Origin of the sequence: Microbacterium sp. GXS0129, from assembly GCF_044769785.1 — a bacterium.
GTDB classification, from domain to species: Bacteria; Actinomycetota; Actinomycetes; order Actinomycetales; family Microbacteriaceae; genus Microbacterium; species Microbacterium nymphoidis.
In genome coordinates this window covers 1,335,182-1,356,321 of record NZ_JBIZVZ010000001.1, presented here as the reverse complement: position 1 = coordinate 1,356,321, position 21,140 = coordinate 1,335,182, and the positions used below count along the sequence as shown (strand labels likewise).

The following is a 21,140-nucleotide window of genomic DNA, read 5'->3' as shown; positions in this document are numbered from 1 at the left end:
CTCCAGTACAGCGCCGACGGCGCGGGCGTGGCGGCGTGTTTTTCATCTGCCGCAATCACCGGTCACGCAGCGTCACGTGACGCGCCCCGTTCGAGCCACCAGCAGATCACGGGGTCCTGCCACACACCACGCGCCGAGATCGAGCACGCGCCGCGGCTGCCAAAGCGCGCGTACGTCGCCGCGCCTAGGCTGGATCCGTGTCCGCCCTCCGCCCCGTGATCACCATCGCCGCGCTCGGAACGGTGCTGCTGCTCTCCGGCTGCGCTGCGACGGGATCCGACGTCGGCGACATTGCCGGCGCCGGAACTCCGTGGCCCGAGACAACGACGTTCGATTACCAGCTGGGCGGTCCGTACGAGCTCGGCCCCGGCGTCGGTATCGTGGCGCGGGACCGCACGGCACCGCCCGCGCCGGACGCCTACTCGATCTGCTACGTGAACGCGTTCCAGACCCAGCCGGGCGAGGCCGGCTCCTGGCCCTCGTCCGTGCTTCTCACCGATGACGAGGGCGACCTCGTCCACGATCCCGACTGGCCCGACGAGGTGCTGCTGGACACCTCCACCCCCGACCGCCGCGCCGCGATCGTCGCCGTGGTCGCGCCGTGGCTGCGCGGATGTGCCGATGACGGGTTCCAGGCGGTCGAGTTCGACAACCTCGACAGCTTCACCCGGTCAGCGGAGGCGCTGAGCCTGGAGGACAACATCGATCTGGCCCGGATGCTGTCAGATGTGGCCCATGACGCGGGTCTCGCGGTCGGCCAGAAGAACACCGCCGAGCATGCCGCCCGACTGCGCGCGGATGCCGGCTTCGACTTCGCGGTGACCGAGGAGTGCGCCGCCTACGAGGAATGCCCGGCCTATCGCGACGTGTACGGCGATGCCGTGCTGGACATCGAGTACACCGACGAGCTGCCCCGGTCCTTCGCGCAGATGTGCGCCGACGCAGATTCTCCGACGCTCATGATCCTGCGCGATCGGGACCTTCACACCCCCGATTCCGCGGAGTACGTGTTCGAGGCGTGCCCGCCCCGCGGATGACGCGTGGTGGTCCGGCGGCCGCGGCTAAGCGCGCAACGCCGCGACGGCCGCAGCGACGTCGATCACTGCGTCCACCGGGATGGCCGTGTCGGGAGCCGCCGTCAGCAGAGTGCCCGTGGCGACGATCGTGACCGAGCCGCGCGGGGAGAGAATCTGAACCGAACCGACCTCCCCCAAGGTCTCACCGGAGCCGAGGATCAGAACCCGGCCCCCCAGCGCACCCGCGCGCGGATCATCGGTGGCGCCCGGCAGGGTGCTGAGTTCCTGTGCTGTCCACGCCAGATCGTCGATGCCAACCGACAGTGCCGCATAGTCGGCGATATCCGTGGAGCCGGACGTGATCGCCTCATTGGTCCACACGCATGTCGTCCCCTCAGCCCCCTCCACCGAGTCCGCCGCGGAGAGCGTGAAGTTGCCTGTGATCGACGCGGCGAGCGGCTCAATGTCTGCGCACGTGATCGCCGCGGCGACCGATGCCTCGGTGCCGGGGGTCTCCCCCGTGCTCGGCTCGGACGATGCAGTCGCCGCCGAACCCGCGGGCGCGTTCGCCTCCGCGGTGGGTGCGGTCCCCGGTGATGCCGGCACAGGCGATGCCGAGCATCCGGTGAGCGCGACCACGCTCAATGCTGCGATGACCAGTGCGGGGGAACCAGAGAGCCTCACCCGGTCATCCTTTCACAGCGACCGCACGTGCCCCCTGCTGTGACGCGCGCGGGATGCACTCTCGGTTTGGCCCGTGCGCACGCGTGGTCTAAGCTAGAACACGTTGCGACGCCGGTCGATAACCGGTGGGGTATGGTGTAATTGGCAACACGGCTGATTCTGGTTCAGTTGTTCTTGGTTCGAGTCCAGGTACCCCAGCGTTATGAAGGCCCCCGGGAAACCGGGGGCCTTCTCATTTGTGGCGTGGCCCGGATATGCCGGCCCCCGGCGCATCCCCGGCATACCTCAGCTCTCTGGACGCTCCAGCGCAGCACGCGCTGCCGCCTCCTGTTCGTGCGCCCTTCGCGCCTCCTGAGCTCGATCTCCCTGCTGGCGTTCGGCCTCCTCGACGACGGACCGCGCGGCGTCGAGGGCGGCGCGGGTGCGCTCGAGGTCGGCCTCGAGCTGTGCCACGCGGTCGGCGAGAGCGTCCGCGCGCGCCTGTGCATCCTGCGTGTGCTTGATCAGGTCGGCAAGGACGCGGTCGGCCCGCTCCCGCGCTCTCTCAGCATCGCGCACCGCGGCCTCGGCGGCACGGCGGCGTCGCCGCTCGGCGAGCTCATCCGTCGGCGGCGGGTTCGCCACAGTGAGGTCGGGCGCGCTCCCGGCGACGGCATCACTCAGATCCGCAGGCCCTGTGCTCGGCTCCAGGGTGCGGATCAGCCGACCGGAGGCCACGGCCGCGGCAGCCTGCGGGTCGAAGAACGCCGCGGAGATCGTCTGATGCACAGACTCGGCGGTGGCTGCCGTGACCCGCTCCCCCTGCGACTCGGCGAGCTTCACCGCCTCCTGCGCCAGTTGCCGTGTCAGAGCGCGACGCTGACGGCTGAGCTCGGTGAGAGCCGCCGCATCGAGATGTTCTTGCGCCTCGCGCAGATCCGCGGCGAGGCTCAGCGCCTCGGCTAGGTGCGCGGCGCGCCGACGCGCGAACACGTTCACCACCCACGCGCCCACGCTCGGCTTGCGCAGCGCCCGGATTCGGCGCGCCAGTTCCGGGTCCTCGGTGCGAGCAGCACGCGCTGCGCGTGACGAGACGAACTCGGCGAGCGGACCGGAGCAGAGCCCGGCCGCGATCTCGTCGAGTCCGTCCGCCACGGCGGTCAGTCGGCCTGCGTCAGCTCGTTCGCCAGCGCGTCCAGCCGGCGAAGCGTCTCCGGCTTGCCGAGCAGCTCCATCGACTCGAACAACGGGGGCGAGACGCGCCGGCCCGTGATGGCCACGCGCGGCGGTCCGTATGCGACGCGGGGCTTGAGTCCGAGCTCGTCGACGAGGGCCGCGGCGAGCGCCTCCTGAATGTGGGCGGCATCGAAGTCCGCCTCCGGGACGACCTCGAGAGCCCCGATGCACGCGGTCAGCACCATCGGCGCATCGGCGGGGAGCCCCTTCATCGCGTCGGCCTCATACGTTACCGAGTCAGAGAAGAGGAACGAGAGCATGCCGGGCACCTCGCCGAGCAGCTGCACGCGCTCGTGCACCAGCGGCGTCGCCTTCGCGAACAGCGCGCGCTGCGCCGGTGTGGGCTCCGACCACACGCCGGCGGCCGTCATGTACGCGATCGAGCGCTCCGTGAAGTCCTCGACATCGAGACGGCGGATGTGATCGCCGTTGATCGACTCGGCCTTCTTCTGATCGAATCGGGCAGGGTTCGGGTTCACGTCGGCGATGTCGAACGCTGCGGTGAACTCCTCAAGGGAGAAGATGTCGCGGTCCGGCCCGATCGACCATCCCAGCAGCGCCAGGTAGTTGAGCAGACCCTCGTGGATGAAGCCCTTATCGCGCTGGAGGAAGAGATCCGCCTGCGGGTCGCGCTTGGACAGCTTCTTGTTGCCGGTCTCTCCGAGTACCAGCGGCATGTGCCCGAAGCGCGGTACGAAATCGGTGACGCCTGCATCGATCAGCGCGCCGTAGAGGGCGAGCTGGCGCGCGGTCGAAGGCATGAGGTCCTCACCGCGAATGACATGGGTGATGCCCATGAGGGCGTCGTCGACCGGATTGGTGAACGTGTACAGCGCGTGGCCTCCGGCCCGCACGATCACGAAGTCGGGGAACGACCCGGCGGGGAAGGTGACCTCGCCGCGGATCAGGTCGACATAGGTGAAGTCGCCGTCGGGAACCCGGAGGCGGTACGCGGGCTCGCGGCCCTCGGCACGGAAGGCTGCCTTCTGCTCGTCGGTCAGATCGCGATCGTAGTTGTCGTAGCCCAGCTGCTTGGCCCGCCCCGCCGCCTCATTGCGCGCGTCGATCTCCTCCGCGTTGGAGTAGCTCTCATACACCACACCCGCGTCGATCAGCTTCTGCAGGACCTCGGCGTAGATGTGCTTGCGCTCGGACTGGCGATAGGGAGCGTGCGGACCGCCGACCTCGACCCCCTCGTCCCAGTCGATCTTGAGCCAGGTGAGCGCGTCCACGAGCTGGCGGTAGCTCTCCTCGCTGTCGCGGGCGGCGTCGGTGTCCTCGATGCGGAACACGAGCTTGCCGCCGGTGTGACGGGCGTACGCCCAGTTGTACAGGGCGGTGCGCACCATGCCGACGTGCGGCAGACCGGTGGGTGACGGGCAGAAGCGCACGCGCACGTCCGCGCCGGAGGCGGTCGTGGTGCGGGGATCAGGTGAAGTCGACATCACCTCATATTCTATCCGCCGCGCCGCTCACGCCCCGTGGTCAGGACGAACCCCCATCCACCGAAGTACAGCCGCAGGACGCGCGAAGCACCAGCTCCACCGGCAGGCGCACCACACGCGCGGCGGTGTCGGGGGCCTCCAGGCGCGACGCCAGCAGGCTCACCGCGGTCCGCCCGAGCGCTTCCATGGGCTGCCGGATGGTGGTGAGCGTCGGCCTCGCGAACTCTCCGGCGTCGATCCCGTCGAAACCGGTGACCACGACATCCTCGGGAACCTGCAACCCGGCGTCGTGGAGCGCCTCCATGACACCGAGCGCGGTCTGATCACTCGCGCAGACGATCGCGCGCGGGGGCACCAGCGATCGGAGCAGATCCGCGATCACCGCGCGCGCTGCCGCGCGCGAGCCTCCGTCTGTGATGTCCGGCGTGTCGGCGCGGAGCCCCCGCGCATCCAGAGCCGCCTCCCACCCTCGACGGCGAGCCTCGTGCTCGTGCCCGACATCCGATCCGGCGTACCAGAAGGAGTCCACCGCATGTTCTTCGATGAGATGCTCGACGAGTGCCCGCATGGCACCTTCGTTGTCGATGACCACCGCGTCCGCGATGACGTCGCGCGGTGCCGGCTGAGCGACCAGCACAACCGCCTTCGTCCGGCTGAGCTGCGCGACCGCCTCGTCGTCGACGGTCGACGGCAGCACGACGACGCCGTCGACGCGCCGAGCGATCTCCTCCAGCTCGACTCCGACGCTCGTGCCGGGCTGCCAGCCCACCACGAGCGGTGTGCGTCGCACCGTGCACTCGATCTCCGCACCGCGGAGCACCTCATCGGCGAACAGCGGGAACAGGCGAGGACGCCGCCGCTGACCAGCCACGCGCACGACGATGTCCTCCTCGCCCGCGCGATCCGGTTGCAGGCCATTCGTCGCGGCCGACGGCTCCCACACCTCGTCGGGTTCGTGTCCGCTGAAGGAGTACACGCCGATGGCCCCGGTCTGGCGCTCCGCGAGGGCACGCGCGCTGCCGCTGGGAAGATAGCCGAGTTCCGCGACGGCTCGTCGCACCCGTTCCCGCGTCGAGGCGCTGAGTTTGTCCGGCGCGCGGAAGTACCGGGAGACCGTCGCCGTGGACACGCCCGCGGCCCCTGCCACGTCGTACACATTCGCGGATCGCATCGGGCTCCTCTCTCGGGTCGTCCCACTCTATGCCACTTGACGCCTGGAAATGTACGCGCATACACTCACCAGATCCCGACCGTGCGGCACCCTTCCGATCCGGCCTGGCCTCGACCCCGACGATGAGGAGAAGACATGCCATTCCCACCGGAGCAGCGCGACCGGCCGGATCCCGAGCGAGACGCGATCACGGACACCGCCCCTCCACCCGCGGCGACCCGGGTACGCCGGCGCACCCCATCGATTTCCCCGCATCGCGCAACGACGACAGACCCCACTGCAACGGCGACGGACCCCACCGCACCACCCACTGCGAGCTCGGCTCCCCCACATCCCGAAACGACGACGGAACCCACCGCACCGCCCACGGCGACATCGACTCTCCCACACCCCGCAACAATTACACCCACCGCGGCGATCACCCCCAGCACCAGCACCAGCACCACCACCAGCACCAGCACCAGCACCAGCACCAGCACCAACACCACCGCCAGCACCAGCACATCAACACCCCTTGCCACCCCGCCCGCCGACGAGATTCCGGGCTCGCGTCAGTCCCCCGCGTTCTGGATCGCCTTCTTCCTCACCTGGCTTGCGAGCGGACTCGCACAGGGCATGGCGGGGGTGGCCGTGCCGCAGCTGCTCAAGGAGTGGAGTCCGGACACCGCCACCGGCGACCTGAGCTTCGTGCTGACGCTCGGCGGGGTCGCGATCCTGATCACCACACCGCTGTTCGGCCGGCTGAGCGACCGTTCGCTCTCGCGCTGGGGCCTGCGCCGTCCCTGGATCCTGTACGGGTCCGTGATCGCGCTCCTGGGCTTCATGATCGAGGCACTCGCTCCCTCCCTCGTCACGCTGAGCATCGGAGCGGTCCTGGGGCTCACCGGGTGGGGCGCCGTCTCGATGACCATCCACACCCTGTTCGCCGACCAGATCCGCCGGCGGATCCGGGCCATCATGTCCGCGGTGACGGGCGCAGCCACCACCATCGGCATCCTGACCGGCGTCGCGGTCACCGGCATCGTGGCGTCGTGGGGGCAAGCGGCCATGTTCCTCGTTCCCGGCGGCGTGTCCGTCCTCCTGGCGATGACGCTGTTCTTCACGCTGGATGACCTGCACCGCACGGAGCCCGCGTCCGCTCTGAACTGGCGGGCCGTTCTGGACACCTTCTGGCTCAACCCGCGTCGTCACCCCGACTTCGCCTGGGCATGGATCTGCCGCTTCTTCATGACCGCCTCGATCGTCTCGGTCACCAACTACCTCTACCTGACGATCTCCAGCCGGTTCGGCATTGACGATCCGGCGCAGATCGCCTCGATCCAGGCTCAGGCCACCGGCGCATTCACCCTCTGCAACCTGCTGCTCGCCTTCGTCTTCGGTGTCATCTCCGACCGCACGGGGCGGCGCAAGCCCACCGTGATCATCGGGGCGCTGACCAGTGCCGCCGGTTTGATCGTGGCGATCGCGTTCGGTGACATCGCGATGTTCCTCGTGGGAATCGCCATCGTGGGTGCGGGCCAGGGCGCCTACATCGCCGCGGATGTGGCTCTGATGACGGAGACACTGCCCGCGATCGAGGACGCCGGAAAGGACCTCGGCATTGTGGCGCTGGCATATCTGCTTCCCGGTATCGTCGTGCCTGTGCTCGGATTCTTCCTCACCCGCATCGGCTCGGACACCGGCGAGAACTTCGCGGCTCTCTATGTGGCGGCGTTCCTGATGGCACTCATCGCCGCGTTCGCCGTCACGCGCGTACGGAGCGTGCGTTGAGCGGCCGGGGCCCGCGGCTGACGCGCGTCGCTGCACAGGAGTATCGTCGCCTCGCCCGCAGCGAGGGCATGCCGCCGGCGACCCACCCGGAGGTGCAGCGCGACCGCGACATCCCGGTGCGCGCTCACGACGGCGCTGCGCTCCTCACGGATCACTGGCATGCCCCCGATGCCGCAGACAGCACTCTCCTCATCCGCACCCCGTACGGGAGGGATGGCATCGCCGGGGTCGCGAAGTTCATCGCCGAACGCGGACACCACGTGATCGTCCAGAGCTGCCGTGGGACGTTCGGATCGGAGGGCGAATTCAGCCCGCTGCACGACGAGGTCGCCGATGGTCAGAGCACGCTCACCTGGCTGCGCGCCCAGCCCTGGGCCACCGGGCGGGTACACACCTGGGGCGGAAGCTACTTCGGTGTCACGCAATGGGCCCTCTGCGACGGACCCGACCGCCCCGACGCGATGGGCATCGCTGTGTCGGCTCGCCGGTTCGACGACGGGATCATCTATCCGGGAGGCGGCTTCGCGATCGACACCACCGTGGCGTGGAGTTTCGCGCTGCGCATGCAGGAGCGTCCGCTTCTCGCGCGCATCGGGATGATTCTGCGCGCGGCGTGCGCTCTCCGCCGCGGATCCCTCACGGTTCCGCCTGCGGAAGCCGCCCAGGCGGCGGTGGGGACAGATCCCCGGTTCTTCCGCGACTGGGTGGAGCATTCGCAGCGTGACGACCCCTGGTGGGAACCGCTCCACTTCGCCCAGGATCTCGCAAGCATTCCGCCCGTGGCGCTCGTGGCGGGGTGGCGTGACCTGTTCCTGCAGGAGCAGCTGAAGGATCATGCGGCCCTGGTCGCGGGAGGCGTCCCCGCGAAGCTGGCGATCGGCGACTGGCTCCACGGTGCACCCGAGACCTCCGTCATGGGCGTGCGCGATGCGCTGGTCTCCTTCGACTCACTGGATCGGCTCCCGGACGTGCGCATCGAGGTCACCGGCGGCATCGGCTGGCGGGAGCTGGATTCGTGGCCGCCGCCCGCCGAGTCCCGCGTGTGGGCGGCGACCGCAGCCGGCGGTCTGCGCCCAGGCGCTCCCGATGAGCGGGCCACACCGCTGTCGTACCGCTACGACCCGGCTGATCCCACACCGAGCGAAGGCGGTCGCACCCTCGGCCCGTTCGCCTCGGGCTATCGGATCCAGCGTCGCCGGGAGGCTCGATCGGACGTCGTGCTGTTCACGTCCGACCCGCTCGACGACGACCTTCTCATCATCGGCGAACCGCGGGTCGAGATCACACTGACCTCCACCAACCCTCGCGTCGATCTGTTCGTTCGGCTCTGCGACGTGGACGAGCGGGGGCGCTCTCGCACGGTCACCGATGGCTACATCCGGCGAAACCCCGAGGCGGGTACGCACACGGTCCTGCAGCTCGCCTCCCTGGCCCACCGTTTCGCCGCCGGACACCGGCTGCGTCTCCAGGTGTCATCCGGTGCTCATCCGGTGTACCTGCGAAACCCCGGAACCGCAGACCCGATTCGCGATCACAGCCGGCTGCTGCCGAGCGAGCAGACGTTCGACGTGGGCGGCGAGCACGCACTCGCGCTCCACCTGCCCGCCGTCGACGGCGCCGTGCTGCGCCCCATGAGCTGAGCGCGCTCCACGCTCCGCCGCCCTCCGACCCCCGGTCAGGCCCGCGGGTCGCGCACGCGCAGCGCGAAGGGCGACACCACGGTCACGGCGATCACGAGCACGAGCGCGACCACCGCGAGGCCCCGATACTCCACCGCCTGCAGCACGAGCCCGGCGAGCACCGCGCCAACGGCCGCGCAGAGGCTCATGAGCGAGTCGCTGAGACCCTGCCGACGCGGGCGCCGTTCGAGTGAGGACGCCTCGGTGAGCAGCGTGCTCCCCGCCACCGTCGCCGCACTCCAGCCGAGCCCGAGCAGCACGAGCGCGACCAGCACACCGGCGTGGGACTCGCTGCCCACGAACGCGGCCACCAGCGCACCGGCGAGCAGCAGTTGACCGAGAAGGATCACCGCGATACGCCCGAACCGGTCCGACAACCAGCCGAAGACCGGCGAGAGACCGTACATGCCCGCGACGTGCGCGGCGATCGTGATCCCCACGATCACGGTCGCGTCGCCCATCGTCATGTGCTGCAGGTGCACCGGCGTCATGGCCATCACCGAAGCCATCACGGTGTGCGAGGCTGCCACGGCGAATACGGCATATCGCGCAACTCGGGGCCGGTCGACGAAGGCCCCGCCGGTGGCCGCAGGGGCGGCCGCGTCGCGCTGCTGCGCAATCCGCAGCGGGTCGGGCCGCAGCGCGACGATGTAGAGCAGGAACGCTGCCACCTGCGCGACGAGGGAGAAGAGGTAGGAACCGGTGTGCACCGGCATCCCGAGCATCCGCCCGACGGCTTCCCCCGGCCCGAGGAGCAGGGGGCCTGCAACGGCGCCGATGGTGGTCGCCCAGACCACGACCGACAGCTCGCGGCCACGCCGGGCCGGTGTGGCGAGGTCGGTGGCGGCGAAGCGGGACTGCAGGTTTCCCGCGTTCCCGGTGCCGATGAGGACAACACCGACGAGGAAGAGCCAGAAGGTGGCCGACGCCGCCGCAGAGATGACGATCGCGATGCCGACAAGGGCGAGCAGGTTGCCGAGCGTCAGCGCGATACGTCGTCCGCGGCGGGCGGCGAGTCGCGCCAGCGGGATCGCCGCGAGTGCGGCACCCAGCGTGACCGATGCCGTGGCGAAACCGGACAGCGCGTCCTGACCGGTGATGTCCTTCGCCAGCAGCGCACCGAGGGAGACCGTGGCGCCGAACGCGATGCCGCCGAGGACCTGCCCGACGGCCAGCGTGCGCACGGTCCGCGACTGAATCCGTGCGATCGTCGCGTCATCGAGCGACGCAAGCGCGGTCATCGGGCGACCGGTGCCGCGTGGCGAAGTACCGGACGACGCGTCACGATGCGTCGCGGACGGTGTTGCGCAGGATCCCCAGACCGGTGATGTCGACCTCCACCACGTCGCCCGCAACGAGCGGACCGACGCCGGCGGGGGTGCCGGTGAGGATGACGTCCCCCGGCAGCAGCGTGAACGCCGCGGACGCGTGAGCGATGATCGCGGCCACGCCGTGCACCATATCGCTCAGCGGAGCCTGCTGCTTGATGTCACCGTTGACCTTGGCGGTGAGCACGCCCGCCGTCGGGTCGAACTCGGTCTCGATCGCGGGACCCAGCGGGCAGAAGGTGTCGAATCCCTTCGCGCGGGACCACTGGCCGTCGCTGCGCTGCAGATCGCGGGCCGTCACGTCGTTGCCGATCGTGTAGCCGAACACGTAATCCAGCGCGTTCTCCGCCGTCACGTTCTTCGCGATGCGGCCGATCACCACGGCGAGCTCTCCCTCGAACTCCACCCGCTCCGACAGCGCGTTCGGGCGCACGATCGCGTCACCCGGGCCGATGACGGCGGTATTCGGCTTCAGGAAGAGCAGCGGCTCGGCCGGCACGTCATTGCCGAACTCCGCAGCGTGGTCGGCGTAGTTGCGGCCCACGGCCACCACCTTCGAGCGCGGGATCACCGGCGCCAGCAGTGCCGCGTCCGACAGCGGCACCCGCTCCCCCGTCGTGTCGAATCCGGCGAACATCGGGTCGCCGGCGAGCACCACGAGATCGGTGTCGTCGACGATGCCGTACTTGATGGCGTCCTGGTGGCTAAAACGTGCGATCCTCACCTCGCCAGCCTATCGCCCCGCCGTACACGGGATGGGGCCCGCGCCTCCGTCTCAAACGAAGGCACGGGCCCCATTCCACCTGTCCTCAGCGTCTCGGCTGTCCTCAGCGCCACGCCTGTCCTCAGCGCCACGGCTGTCCTCAGCGCCACGCCTGTCCTCAGCGCCACGCCTGTCCTCAGCGCTCCGCCGCGGTGTTCCGGCTCTCAGGCGTCCAGGCGCACGAGCCAGCCGTGCTTGTCGGCTGCGCGACCGTACTGGATGTCGGTGAGCTCCTGACGCAGGCTCGTGGCGAGCTCGCCCAGCGGCTGCTCGTCCTCGAAGCCGGCACCCTTGAGCAGTCCGATCGGGCTCAGCACGGCGGCGGTGCCGCACGCGAACACCTCGACGATGTCGCCGGATCGAACACCCTCGCGCCACTCGTCCAGGGACACGTCCCGCCGCTCGACGGTGTGACCGCGGTCCTCCGCCAGCTGCAGGATGGAATCGCGCGTGATGCCCTGGAGGATCGAGTCGGACTCGGGGGTCACGACGGTACCGTCCTTCATCACGAACACGACGTTCATGCCGCCGAGCTCTTCGACGTTGCCGTCGCGGAGGAAGACCACCTGGTCGCAGCCGTTGGCGCTGGCCTCCGCCTGGGCGACCAGGCTCGATGCGTAGTTCCCGCCTGTCTTGGCGGCCCCCGTGCCTCCCTTTCCGGCGCGGGCGTAGTCCTCGCTCAGCCAGATCTTGACGGGCTTCACGCCACCAGAGAAGTAAGCGCCGGCGGGGCTCGCGATCAGGTAGTAAGCCACCTTCTTCGCCGGGCGGACACCGAGGAAGGCCTCCTTGGCGAACATGAACGGACGGAAGTAGAGCGACTGGTCCTCGCCGGAGGGCACCCACGAGCCGTCGACCGCGATCAGTTCGCGCAGCGACTGCACGAAGATCTCCTCAGGCAGTTCCGGCAGCGCCATGCGGCGAGCCGAGCGCTGCAGCCGACGGGCATTTTCCAGCGGACGGAAGGTGTGGATGGAGCCGTCGGCATGGCGGTACGCCTTGATGCCCTCGAAGATCTCCTGGCCGTAGTGCAGCACCGATGCCGCGGGGTCGAGCGAGATCGGACCGTAGGGCTGCACGCGGGGACGGTGCCAGCCCCCGGTCTCCGACCAGCAGACGTCGAGCATGTGATCGGTGAAGTGCTGCCCGAAGCCGGGGTTGGCGAGGATCTCGTCGCGCTGGGCGTCGGTCTTGGCCGCGAGGTTGCGGGTCACCTGGAATTCGAGGGTGGGAGAAGTGGTCATGTCACATCCTGGTTCGAAGAAGCGTTCTGCGCGGGTTCAGGCTACGCCCGAACGCGCTCGGCGATGGCATCGCCGATCTGAGTCGTGGTGCGAGGCTGGTCGCCGCGTGCGGCGACGTCCGCCTCGATCGCGTCGTTCACGCGACGTGCTTCGTCCTCGAGCCCCAGGTGGTCGAGCAGGAGGGCGATGGAACCGATCGCAGCGGTGGGATCCGCCTTCTGCTGGCCCGCGATGTCGGGCGCCGAACCGTGCACGGGCTCGAACATCGACGGGAAGGTGCCATCGGGATTGATGTTCCCCGAGGCGGCGAGGCCGATGCCTCCGGTGACGGCACCTGCCAGATCGGTCAGGATGTCACCGAACAGGTTGTCGGTGACGATCACGTCGAAGCGGGACGGGTTCGTGACCAGGAAGATCGTTGCCGCATCGACGTGCAAGTAGTCTACGGCCACGTCGGGGTGCTCCGACGCCACTTCGTTGACGATGCGCTGCCAGATGCCGCCGGCGAAGGTCAGCACGTTGGTCTTGTGCACCAGCGTGAGCTTGTGGCGGCGGCGCTCGGCCAGCTCGAACGCGTAACGGACCACGCGCTCGACACCGAAGGCGGTGTTGACGCTGACCTCGTTCGCGATCTCCTGCGGCGTGCCGCGGCGGATCGAGCCGCCGTTGCCGACGTACGGCCCCTCCGTGCCCTCGCGCACCACGACGAAGTCGATGTCGCCCGGGTTCGCCAGCGGGCTGGCCGAGTTCGGGTACAGGCGCGAGGGGCGGAGGTTGACGTAATGGTCCAGCGTGAAGCGCAGCTTGAGCAGCAGCCCGCGCTCGATGTTGGCGTCCTTCAGACGCGGGTCACCGGGGACCCCGCCGACCGCACCGAGGATGATCGCGTCGTTCTCGGCGATCGCCGCAAGGTCCTCGTCGGTGAGCGTGTCGCCCGTCTCGAGATAGCGCGCGGCACCGAGGGAGAACCGGGTCTTCTCGAAAGTGACGCCGGACTCGGCCGTGACCGCATCCAGCACCTTCTCGGCTTCGGCGACCACCTCGGGGCCGATCCCGTCACCGGGGATGACGGCCAGCTTCACGACACGCGACATTGCTCTCCTCAGGGCGGCATCACTCCGCGTCGGAGTGTGCGACGGACTTCCCTCCCAGCGTAGTGGCCGCGATGACCGCCGCGATCACCACGAGTCCTGCGCCGATGAGGCCCGTGGTGAGCACACCCGAGTCGAACGCGTGAGCGGCGGCGAGGCGCAGCTGATCGCCGACGGCCCCGCCGATCTCGTCGGCGGTCACCATGGCACCGGCGAGCGTCTCCCGGGCGGCATCGGCGGCATCCTGCCCCACGCCGTCCGGGATGATGAGGTTGGTCCGGTAGAGCGCGGTGAGCAGTCCTCCGAGCACGGCGGTTCCGAGTACGGCGCCCAGTTCGTATGCGGTCTCCGAGACGGCACTGGCGGCACCCGCCTTGGCCGGCGGTGCGCTGGCCAGGATGAGATCGTTCGACACCGTCTCGGCCATGCCGATGCCAATGCCGAGCAGGACGAACGCGATCACCAGGGTGAGCAGCGCACCCTCCTGCGATGCGAGTGCGGACAGGACGAAGCCCGCGATGGAGAACAGCAGGGCCACGGGCACGATGACGCGAGGCGCCACGCGCTGCGCGATCGGAACGACGACGAGACCCGCCACGATCATGACCACCAGGCCCGGGACCAGCGCGAAGCCTGCGGCCATCGGCGAGAGACCGAGGATGAGCTGCAGGTGCTGCGAAACGAAGTACAGGAAGCCCACCAGAGCGAACACGCTGAGCATATTCACGAGGATGGCACCCGTGAAGCGGGGCGTCTGGAACAGCTTCATGTCCAGCATGGGGACATCCGCGCGCAGCTGCCGACGAACGAACAGCCACCCGAAGCCCAGACCCACCACGAACAGGATCGGCGCCGGCGAGAGCAGTCCCTCGACCGCGAGCTCCTTGATGCCGTACACGACCGGCACCATTGTCGCGATCGACAGCGCGATGCTGATCGGGTCGATACGGCCAGGGTTGGGGTCGCGCGTCTCGGGCACGAGGAACGGCGCAAGGATCAGCAGCGGGATCATGACCGGCACGGCCATGAGGAACACGGAGCCCCAGGAGAAGTGCTCCAGGAGGAAACCACCGACGATCGGTCCGAGCGCGGCGCCTGCGGAGAAGCCCGCCGCCCAGATGGCGATCGCGAGCCGCCGCTGGACCGCGTCGGTGAAGATGGTGCGGATCAGCGACAGCGTCGACGGCATCAGCATGGCACCGAAGATGGCCATCAGCGCACGCGCCGCGATCAGCCACCCCGCGGAAGGCGCGAAAGCCGCCAGCGCGGAGACGACCGTGAACCCGATCGCTCCGATGAGCAGCAGCCGGCGGCGACCGAAGCGGTCGCCGAGCGTTCCCATCGTCACCAGAAGCGCCGCGAGCACGAGCGAGTACGCGTCGATGATCCACAGCTGCTCGATGGCCGATGGCTGCAGAGAGATGGCGATGTCAGGCAGTGCGAAGGTCAGCACGGTGTTGTCGACCGAGACCAGCAGCACCGGCAGCATGAGGATCGCGAGCGCGACCCATCCGCGCCAGGTGACCCGGCCCGTCTCGATATCGGCACGCAGGGCGTGGGTGTCGACAGACATTTCTTCCTCGGTTTCGTGAACAGGCTCCCCTGTTCTGTAGCGGCACCGGAGCGCGATGGCGATCCGGTGGGTACTGTTATACCGTCCAGACGGTACAGTAATCAATCCGCATGAGAGGATGCTGGGCATGGCACGACCCCCGCACGCGCGTGAGAAGGTGCTCGACGCCTTCGAGTCGCTGCTCATCGACGACGGTGAGCGCGCCGCCACGATGGATGCCACCGCGCGCGCTGCGGGTGTCTCGAAGGGCGGCCTGCTCTACCATTTCGGATCGAAGTCCGCGATGGAGGAGGCACTCGTCGAGCGGATGGACCGTCTCGTCATCGAGGATCTCGACGCGATGGCCGCGTCGGCGGGCGGCGTGGTCGACGCCTTCATCCGCAGTTCGGCCACCATCAACTCACCCTTGGATCGAGCCATCGTCTCCGTCGGACGCCTGGCGACGTCGGGCTCCCCCACCGCGACGGAGGCGCTGCGTCGCCTCCGCGAGAGCTGGCGCGCCTTCCTCGCCCCGCACGTGCCCGATGACACGGCGCTCACCCTCGTGATGCTGGTGGCCGACGGCGTGTACTTCAATCAGGCGCTGGAGATCGGGTCCGTCGCGGAGATCGCCGACATGGACGCGCTGATCACGCTCGTCCGCAAACTCGCCGACTGAACCCGCGGATGACCGCGGCTCGGTCGCACGACGCCGTCACCGCCCTCGCCACAGCGTCCAGCCACACGGTGCCTCCGTGCGGAACGGCGGAGCCAAGAGCGGGACATCCGATTGGTCATCTCGAGCCACTCGTCGCCCATTCAATCTGAGGACCCCGTGACCGTCCTCACCACACCGTCCAGCCGCATGCCACCGTACGGAATGCCAGAGCCAAGAGCGGGACATCCGGCTGGTCATCTCGTCACACTCGTCGCCCACCTCAGTCGTAGGACGCCGTGACCGTCCTCGCCACACCGTCCAGACGCACCATGCCACCGTGCGGGATGATCCACTGCGGCCGCGTGTGACCGAACGGAACTCCCACGCAGACGACCGCGTCGGGGTTGTACCGCTCGATCTGCTCGACGATCACCTCGCGTTGTGCGGCCCGGAGCCGCGCGCGTTCCGCCGCGGACGGGAGAGGAACTCCCCGATCGGTCACCACCGGTCGCGCGACCAGCACACCGCTCACAGCCTGCAACACACCTCGCTCCCCGAGGCCACGCACCCAGCGGCGCACCTCGTCGGCGCCGGGCAGGGTCTCACTGGTCTCCAGGAGGAGGATCGACCCGCGCAGTTCGTCGAGGGACGGCATCCGATCGGCCAGTGCCACCTGGTCGAGCACTTCGATGCACCCACCCCACGTCGGACCGCTCACCACCCGGGCCGGGCCCGCCCACGCCCACGGCTCGGTCCGCTCACGATCGCCGTACTCGGTCAGCGCCCGAGGGTCGGTCCACTCCCGGCCGAAGTCCTCCGACTCCCCCGGTTCCGTCAGCTCGATCTCGCCGCCGTCGAGCAGCGCCGCCCGGAGCGACCGCGCGTGGATCTGATCGACGGCGGGGCCCGGCCCCAGGTGCACCTGGGTGGAACCGCCGTAGAAGCTGCGCACGCCGAGCCGCCAGAGGAACGAGTGGAGGTTGGTGTTGTCGCTGTACCCCAGGAATGGCTTCGGGTCCGCGGCGATCACGGCCGCGTCGAGGTGCGGGATGACGGTCACCTGGTCGTCACCGCCGAGCGTCGCGATCACGGCGCGGATCGCGGGATCAGCGAAAGCGGCATTCACGTCGTGCGCCCGGGCGCGAGCGCTGACCCCCGCCGTCCGCGTCGTCGGGAACTCGACCGGGATCAGTCCGGTCAGTTCCTGCACACGGCGAAGCGCCTGCTCGTGCACCTCGACGGAGATCGCCGGCGCGGCAAACGCCGGCGACAGCACGGCGATCCGATCTCCCGGACGGGCATGGGGAACGGGCCGGAAGTGCGGGGTTGCCATGACTCCACCCTATGGGCGAGCTCGCCCCGAGATGCTTCCGCAGACGCGGCAGAGCCCGCCCCGTCCGGGGCGGGCTCTGCCGTGCACGCAGCGTGGCTCAGGCCTCGGTGATCTCGATCTGACGGAACACGTCGGCGTCGATGGCCGAGCTCACCTCTTCCAGCAGTTCGTCCGAGACCGGGGAGTCGACCGTCAGAACCGACAGCGCACGTCCACCGGCGGACTGGCGGGCGATCTGCATGCCGGCGATGTTGATGCCGGCCTCGCCGAACTTCTGGCCGTAGACGGCGACGATACCGGGACGGTCGGTGTAGACCATGACGATGTGGTGCTTCTCGATGGGCAGCTCGAGGGCGAGGCCGTTGATGCCGACCAGCTTCTCGATCTGCTTCGGCCCGGTGAGCGTTCCGGAGACCGACAGCTGGGTGCCGTCGGAGAGGGCGCCCGTGAGCGTGATGACGTTGCGGTACTCGTCGGACTGGTCATCCACCAGCAGGCGCACGTCGATGCCGCGCTGGTCTGCGAGCAGCGGCGCGTTCACGTACGACACCGACTCGCTCACGATGTTGGTGAAGACGCCCTTGAGCGCCGCGAGCTTGAGGACGTCCACGTTGTAGCCGCTGAGCTCGCCGTGCACCTCGACGTCCAGGCTCGTCAGCGGCGACTTCGCCAGCGCGGAGAAGAACTGGCCGAGCTTCTCCACCAGGGCGATGCCCGGACGCACATAGGGGTCGATGGCGCCACCGGCGACGTTCACCGCGTCCGGGACCAGCTCGCCGCCGAGTGCCAGACGCACCGAGCGGGCCACCGAGATGCCGGCCTTCTCCTGTGCTTCATCCGTCGACGCGCCCAGGTGCGGGGTGACGACGACGTTCGGCAGTCCGAGCAGACCCGTCTCCTTCGGGGGCTCCGAGCTGAACACGTCCAGGCCCGCACCGGCGATCTCTCCCGATGTGAGTGCCGCCTCCAGCGCGGCCTCGTCGATGAGCCCGCCGCGGGCCACGTTCACGATGTACGCCGACTTCTTCATCGCCGCCAGCTGAGCCGTGGAGATCATTCCGGTGGTCTCCGGCGTCTTCGGCATGTGGATGGTGATGAAGTCCGACTGCTCCAGCAGGTCGTCCAGGCTCAGCAGTTCCACACCCAGCTGCTGGGCGCGAGCACTGGTGACGTAGGGGTCGTAAGCCACGACGCGCATGCCGAACGCCTGCATGCGCGCGGTGATGAGCGCACCGATGCGACCCAGGCCGATGATGCCCAGCGTCTTCTCGAACAGCTCGGTGCCCGTGAAGGAGCTGCGCTTCCACTCACCGGCCGACAGCGATGCGTGGGCGGCCGGGATGCGACGAGCGAGCGAGAGGATGTGGCCGATGGTCAGCTCCGCCGCGGAGATGATGTTGGACGTGGGCGCGTTGACCACCATGACGCCCGCGGTCGTGGCGGCCTTGATGTCGACGTTGTCCAGGCCCACGCCCGCGCGGGCGACCACCTTGAGCTTCGGGGCGGCAGCGAGGGCCTCCGCGTCGATCTGGGTGGCCGATCGGATGAGCACGGCGTCCGCATCGGCCAGCGCCGACAGCAGTGCAGGCCGGTCGGTGCCGTCGACGTCGCGGACGTCGAAGTCGGGACCGAGCGCGTCGATCGTGGCGGGCGAGAGCTTTTCGGCGAGAAGAACGACGGGCTTCGTCACAGAGGTATCCTTCGATGCGGTTTTTCGCGTGATGGGGAGGGCCGATGCGCCGCACGCCGTCGGGGGCGCGATCGGTGTCAGCCTACAGTCTCGGCACCGGTGCTCTCGTTCACGTGACGTTCCCGGACCATTCAGTACGCACCCGCGCGGGCGCGCAATCGAGCACCCGGCATCCAGCACTTGCGCTCAGGCGAGCAGAATGCTGAAGGCCCACCAGCACGGCGCCTCAGAGTGCGCGGTGCGGCATTCCGGATCACTTTTCTCGCCCCCAGATCCCCGGGCCCCTCGGAGGTCCCGAAACACTCTCCCCTGACGGGGACGGGGACGGGGACGGGGACGCGGACCCGCCCTGCGCTCAGCCCGCGCCGACGAGGGAGGACTGCGCGGCCACCTGCAGCATCACCACGTCCAGCCAGAACACACCGACCAGCGCGAAGCCCGCCAGGAACAGGAGCGCCTGCTTCCAGACCCAGAGTCGCCGTCCCACCACGACAATGCCCGCGTAGACCAGCACCGGGAAGAGCACGGGCATGAGGCCCACTCCGACGCCTGCGGGGGTCAGTCCCGTGTTGCCCTGTGACGCCAGCACGAGCGCGAAGATCGCCACCCAGATCGCGAAGGAGTAGACGAGGCCGAACACCGCGGCCACCGTCCACCGCAACCACGACCCGGCACCGCGCGTGGCCGGCTTCACCGTCTGCTCGCTCACTGGACGCCTCCCATCAGTGCGCTCTCCCAGTTGATGACGAACGGCCACGGCACCAGGAGTACGACGCCGGCGATCAGCCAGGCAAAGCGCACCCAGGTGCGACTGCGCAGGGTCAGCACGAACACCACGGTGAACCAGACCGCCGGAGCCGCGATGGCGGTCCACTTCACGATCGTGTAGATCGGGCCGTTGGCCAGCAGGAGATCGCCCACCACGTCGAGGCGATTGCCGCCGATGAACCAGCCGATCACGTAGAGCAGATAGACGCCCGCGAGGATGCCGATGCCCAGCAGGGCGCCGTTTCCGGCTTCCACGGGCTGGTCGTCGTGCACGACCTCATCGCCCGCGAACGACTTCGCCTCGCTGTCGTCGTCATCGGCTGTCGCGGCGGGCGGGTCGGTGACGGGCTCACCTTCGGTGTGCACGCTGTCCGCCCCCTTGCCCACGGCACGCCAGCCGCGCGCGAGTGTCGGCTCAGCGGCACCGTGTTCGGGTGCGGAATCGGGAGCGCCCTGCGGCTCGGAACTCATGCCCTCAGTCTACGGACGCTTCCGCTCCCCGCACCCTCCCCACTCCCCCCGGCAACGAACGACGCCGGCAACGGAGATACGGGGGAACGGGCGTCAGGCGTCGGAATCCGCAGCGATGGGCCACAAACGGAGCATCCGAGCACCGGGAACGTCAGGCGTCGGCGGCGACGCGGGCGGCACGCACCAGTTCCTGGGAGACCACGTCGTACTCGTCCACTCCGCCGCCGGGGCCCGCCGGTGTGCCATCGGTGATGGCCACGCGCGCCGACAGATGGATAGCGTCGACGCCGGCGGCACGCAGCGCCGGGATAGCGTCGATCGTCACTCCGCCCCCGGCCTGGATCTGCAGCCGCCCGCCGGCTTCAGCCACCATCGCTCCGAGCACGGCGGTACCGTCGCCGGCTCGCACGGTTCCGCCCGACGTCAGGATGCGCGTCGCGCCCACGTTGACGAGTTCACCGACCGCGGCGACAGGATCCGGATGCACGTCGATCGCGCGGTGGAACACCAGGTCGGCGTCGCCCGCCGCCTCCCGCCACCGCAGGACTGCGTCGGTATCCACCGACAGATCCGGCCGGAGTGCGCCGACGACGACCGCGCCGATGCCCAGCGCGACGGCGGAGCGGATGTCCGCTGCCACCACCGCGATCTCGTCCGCGTCGTACACGTATCCGCCCGGCCGCGGCCGGATGAGCGCAGCCACGCGATCCCCGCCGACGGCATCGACGGCACCGGCCATCACCGCGTGTGACGCCGTGATCCCGCCGGTGATCAACGCCTGGCACAACTCCACGCGATCCGCGCCGTTCCCGATCGCCACGCGAGCGTCCCGCGGCGACTGTGCCACGATCTCCAAAACCGTCATCTCTCAGCCTCCACTGTCAGCATCCATCTCGACTCGCCAGCACACGTGCCGACTCACCAACAATGTCCGGACTCAGCAGCACCGAGTCCCGGCACACCACCAGACCCCGACCGACTCACCAGCACCGAATCCCGACTGACCAGCACCGAATCCTGCCTGACCAGCACCGAATCCCGACTCGTCAGGACCAGATCCCGGCTCACCAGCATCAGAACCGCCGCACCAGCACCGGATTCCGGCTCACCAGCACCGGATTCCGGCTCACCAGCAGCCGACCCGAGTCGCGCTCCGAAACGTGAGCAGATCACCCGCGGAGCCCGTCCCCGCCCGCTGTCGCATCATCGGACTCGAGCAGGTCTTGCCTGCTCCATCATGCGCCGTAGGTGCTCGAGACGGG

18 protein-coding genes and 1 tRNA gene are annotated in these 21,140 nt (G+C 69.1%); 5 read left to right on the top strand and 14 right to left on the bottom strand.

Annotation, left to right across the window (positions count from 1 at the left end; genetic code table 11):
* Positions 1-197 precede the first annotated feature (197 nt).
* Positions 198-1,037, top strand: a complete 840-nt coding sequence (locus ACIQJ5_RS06170; RefSeq protein ID WP_402841908.1) for an endo alpha-1,4 polygalactosaminidase — start codon at positions 198-200, stop codon at positions 1,035-1,037.
* 24 nt (positions 1,038-1,061) lie between these two features.
* Here ACIQJ5_RS06170 and ACIQJ5_RS06165 read toward each other — a convergent pair whose 3' ends face one another.
* Positions 1,062-1,700: a hypothetical protein gene (locus ACIQJ5_RS06165; RefSeq protein WP_402841905.1), complete on the bottom strand. Its 639-nt coding sequence runs from the start codon at positions 1,698-1,700 to the stop codon at positions 1,062-1,064.
* 126 nt (positions 1,701-1,826) lie between these two features.
* Here ACIQJ5_RS06165 and ACIQJ5_RS06160 point away from each other — a divergent pair.
* Positions 1,827-1,898, top strand: a tRNA-Gln gene (locus ACIQJ5_RS06160).
* 87 nt (positions 1,899-1,985) lie between these two features.
* Here the strand turns inward: ACIQJ5_RS06160 and ACIQJ5_RS06155 are convergent.
* Genes ACIQJ5_RS06155 through ACIQJ5_RS06145 form a run of 3 tightly spaced genes read right to left on the bottom strand, consistent with a single transcriptional unit; the run spans position 1,986 to position 5,531 of the window.
* Positions 1,986-2,834 (bottom strand): transposase, encoded by an 849-nt coding sequence (locus ACIQJ5_RS06155; RefSeq protein WP_402841902.1) that lies wholly within the window; start codon positions 2,832-2,834, stop codon positions 1,986-1,988.
* Positions 2,835-2,839: 5 nt separating this feature from the next.
* Positions 2,840-4,360: a glutamate--tRNA ligase gene (gene gltX, locus ACIQJ5_RS06150; RefSeq protein ID WP_231089813.1), complete on the bottom strand. Its 1,521-nt coding sequence runs from the start codon at positions 4,358-4,360 to the stop codon at positions 2,840-2,842.
* 40 nt (positions 4,361-4,400) lie between these two features.
* Positions 4,401-5,531, bottom strand: coding sequence for a LacI family DNA-binding transcriptional regulator (locus ACIQJ5_RS06145; protein ID WP_402841897.1), 1,131 nt, complete (start codon positions 5,529-5,531; stop codon positions 4,401-4,403).
* Positions 5,532-5,666: 135 nt separating this feature from the next.
* Here ACIQJ5_RS06145 and ACIQJ5_RS06140 point away from each other — a divergent pair, with 135 nt between their 5' ends.
* Both ACIQJ5_RS06140 and ACIQJ5_RS06135 read left to right on the top strand, forming a co-directional pair.
* Positions 5,667-7,301: an MFS transporter gene (locus ACIQJ5_RS06140; RefSeq protein ID WP_402841894.1), complete on the top strand. Its 1,635-nt coding sequence runs from the start codon at positions 5,667-5,669 to the stop codon at positions 7,299-7,301.
* The gene (locus tag ACIQJ5_RS06135; RefSeq protein WP_402841891.1) at positions 7,298-8,941 is read left to right on the top strand and encodes a CocE/NonD family hydrolase; all 1,644 of its coding nucleotides are present in this window, start codon (positions 7,298-7,300) and stop codon (positions 8,939-8,941) included. Before ACIQJ5_RS06140 ends, ACIQJ5_RS06135 begins: the two co-directional genes overlap by 4 nt.
* A gap of 35 nt (positions 8,942-8,976) precedes the next feature.
* On the opposite strand, the gene ACIQJ5_RS06130 is transcribed toward ACIQJ5_RS06135, so the two are convergent.
* From ACIQJ5_RS06130 to ACIQJ5_RS06110, 5 genes are all read right to left on the bottom strand, one after another.
* Positions 8,977-10,221 carry an MFS transporter gene (locus ACIQJ5_RS06130; RefSeq protein ID WP_231089809.1) on the bottom strand — a complete coding sequence of 415 codons (1,245 nt, stop codon included), beginning with the start codon at positions 10,219-10,221 and terminating at the stop codon, positions 8,977-8,979.
* A gap of 40 nt (positions 10,222-10,261) precedes the next feature.
* Positions 10,262-11,032: a fumarylacetoacetate hydrolase family protein gene (locus tag ACIQJ5_RS06125; RefSeq protein ID WP_231089808.1), complete on the bottom strand. Its 771-nt coding sequence runs from the start codon at positions 11,030-11,032 to the stop codon at positions 10,262-10,264.
* A gap of 203 nt (positions 11,033-11,235) precedes the next feature.
* Entirely contained in the window at positions 11,236-12,315 is a 1,080-nt protein-coding gene (locus tag ACIQJ5_RS06120; protein ID WP_231089807.1) for a branched-chain amino acid aminotransferase, read from the bottom strand.
* Positions 12,316-12,356: 41 nt separating this feature from the next.
* A complete protein-coding gene (locus ACIQJ5_RS06115) occupies positions 12,357-13,409 on the bottom strand; it encodes a 3-isopropylmalate dehydrogenase (protein WP_231089806.1) in 1,053 nt (350 codons plus the stop codon).
* A gap of 19 nt (positions 13,410-13,428) precedes the next feature.
* Positions 13,429-14,979, bottom strand: a complete 1,551-nt coding sequence (locus tag ACIQJ5_RS06110; protein WP_231089805.1) for an MFS transporter — start codon at positions 14,977-14,979, stop codon at positions 13,429-13,431.
* Between the two features lie 127 nt (positions 14,980-15,106).
* Here ACIQJ5_RS06110 and ACIQJ5_RS06105 point away from each other — a divergent pair, with 127 nt between their 5' ends.
* Positions 15,107-15,637: a TetR/AcrR family transcriptional regulator gene (locus tag ACIQJ5_RS06105; RefSeq protein ID WP_231089804.1), complete on the top strand. Its 531-nt coding sequence runs from the start codon at positions 15,107-15,109 to the stop codon at positions 15,635-15,637.
* Between the two features lie 259 nt (positions 15,638-15,896).
* On the opposite strand, the gene ACIQJ5_RS06100 is transcribed toward ACIQJ5_RS06105, so the two are convergent.
* The 5 genes from ACIQJ5_RS06100 to ACIQJ5_RS06080 form a co-directional block, all read right to left on the bottom strand.
* On the bottom strand, positions 15,897-16,949 hold the full coding sequence (locus ACIQJ5_RS06100) for a S66 peptidase family protein (protein ID WP_402841885.1): 1,053 nt from the start codon (positions 16,947-16,949) through the stop codon (positions 15,897-15,899).
* 97 nt (positions 16,950-17,046) lie between these two features.
* On the bottom strand, positions 17,047-18,639 hold the full coding sequence (gene serA / locus ACIQJ5_RS06095) for a phosphoglycerate dehydrogenase (RefSeq protein ID WP_231089802.1): 1,593 nt from the start codon (positions 18,637-18,639) through the stop codon (positions 17,047-17,049).
* A gap of 355 nt (positions 18,640-18,994) precedes the next feature.
* Positions 18,995-19,348, bottom strand: coding sequence for a hypothetical protein (locus tag ACIQJ5_RS06090; RefSeq protein ID WP_231089801.1), 354 nt, complete (start codon positions 19,346-19,348; stop codon positions 18,995-18,997).
* Positions 19,345-19,878, bottom strand: coding sequence for a DNA polymerase III subunit gamma/tau (locus ACIQJ5_RS06085; protein ID WP_402841881.1), 534 nt, complete (start codon positions 19,876-19,878; stop codon positions 19,345-19,347). The genes ACIQJ5_RS06090 and ACIQJ5_RS06085 overlap by 4 nt, the downstream gene beginning before the upstream one ends.
* 151 nt (positions 19,879-20,029) lie before the next feature.
* Positions 20,030-20,743, bottom strand: coding sequence for a copper homeostasis protein CutC (locus ACIQJ5_RS06080; RefSeq protein WP_402841878.1), 714 nt, complete (start codon positions 20,741-20,743; stop codon positions 20,030-20,032).
* Positions 20,744-21,140 lie beyond the last annotated feature (397 nt).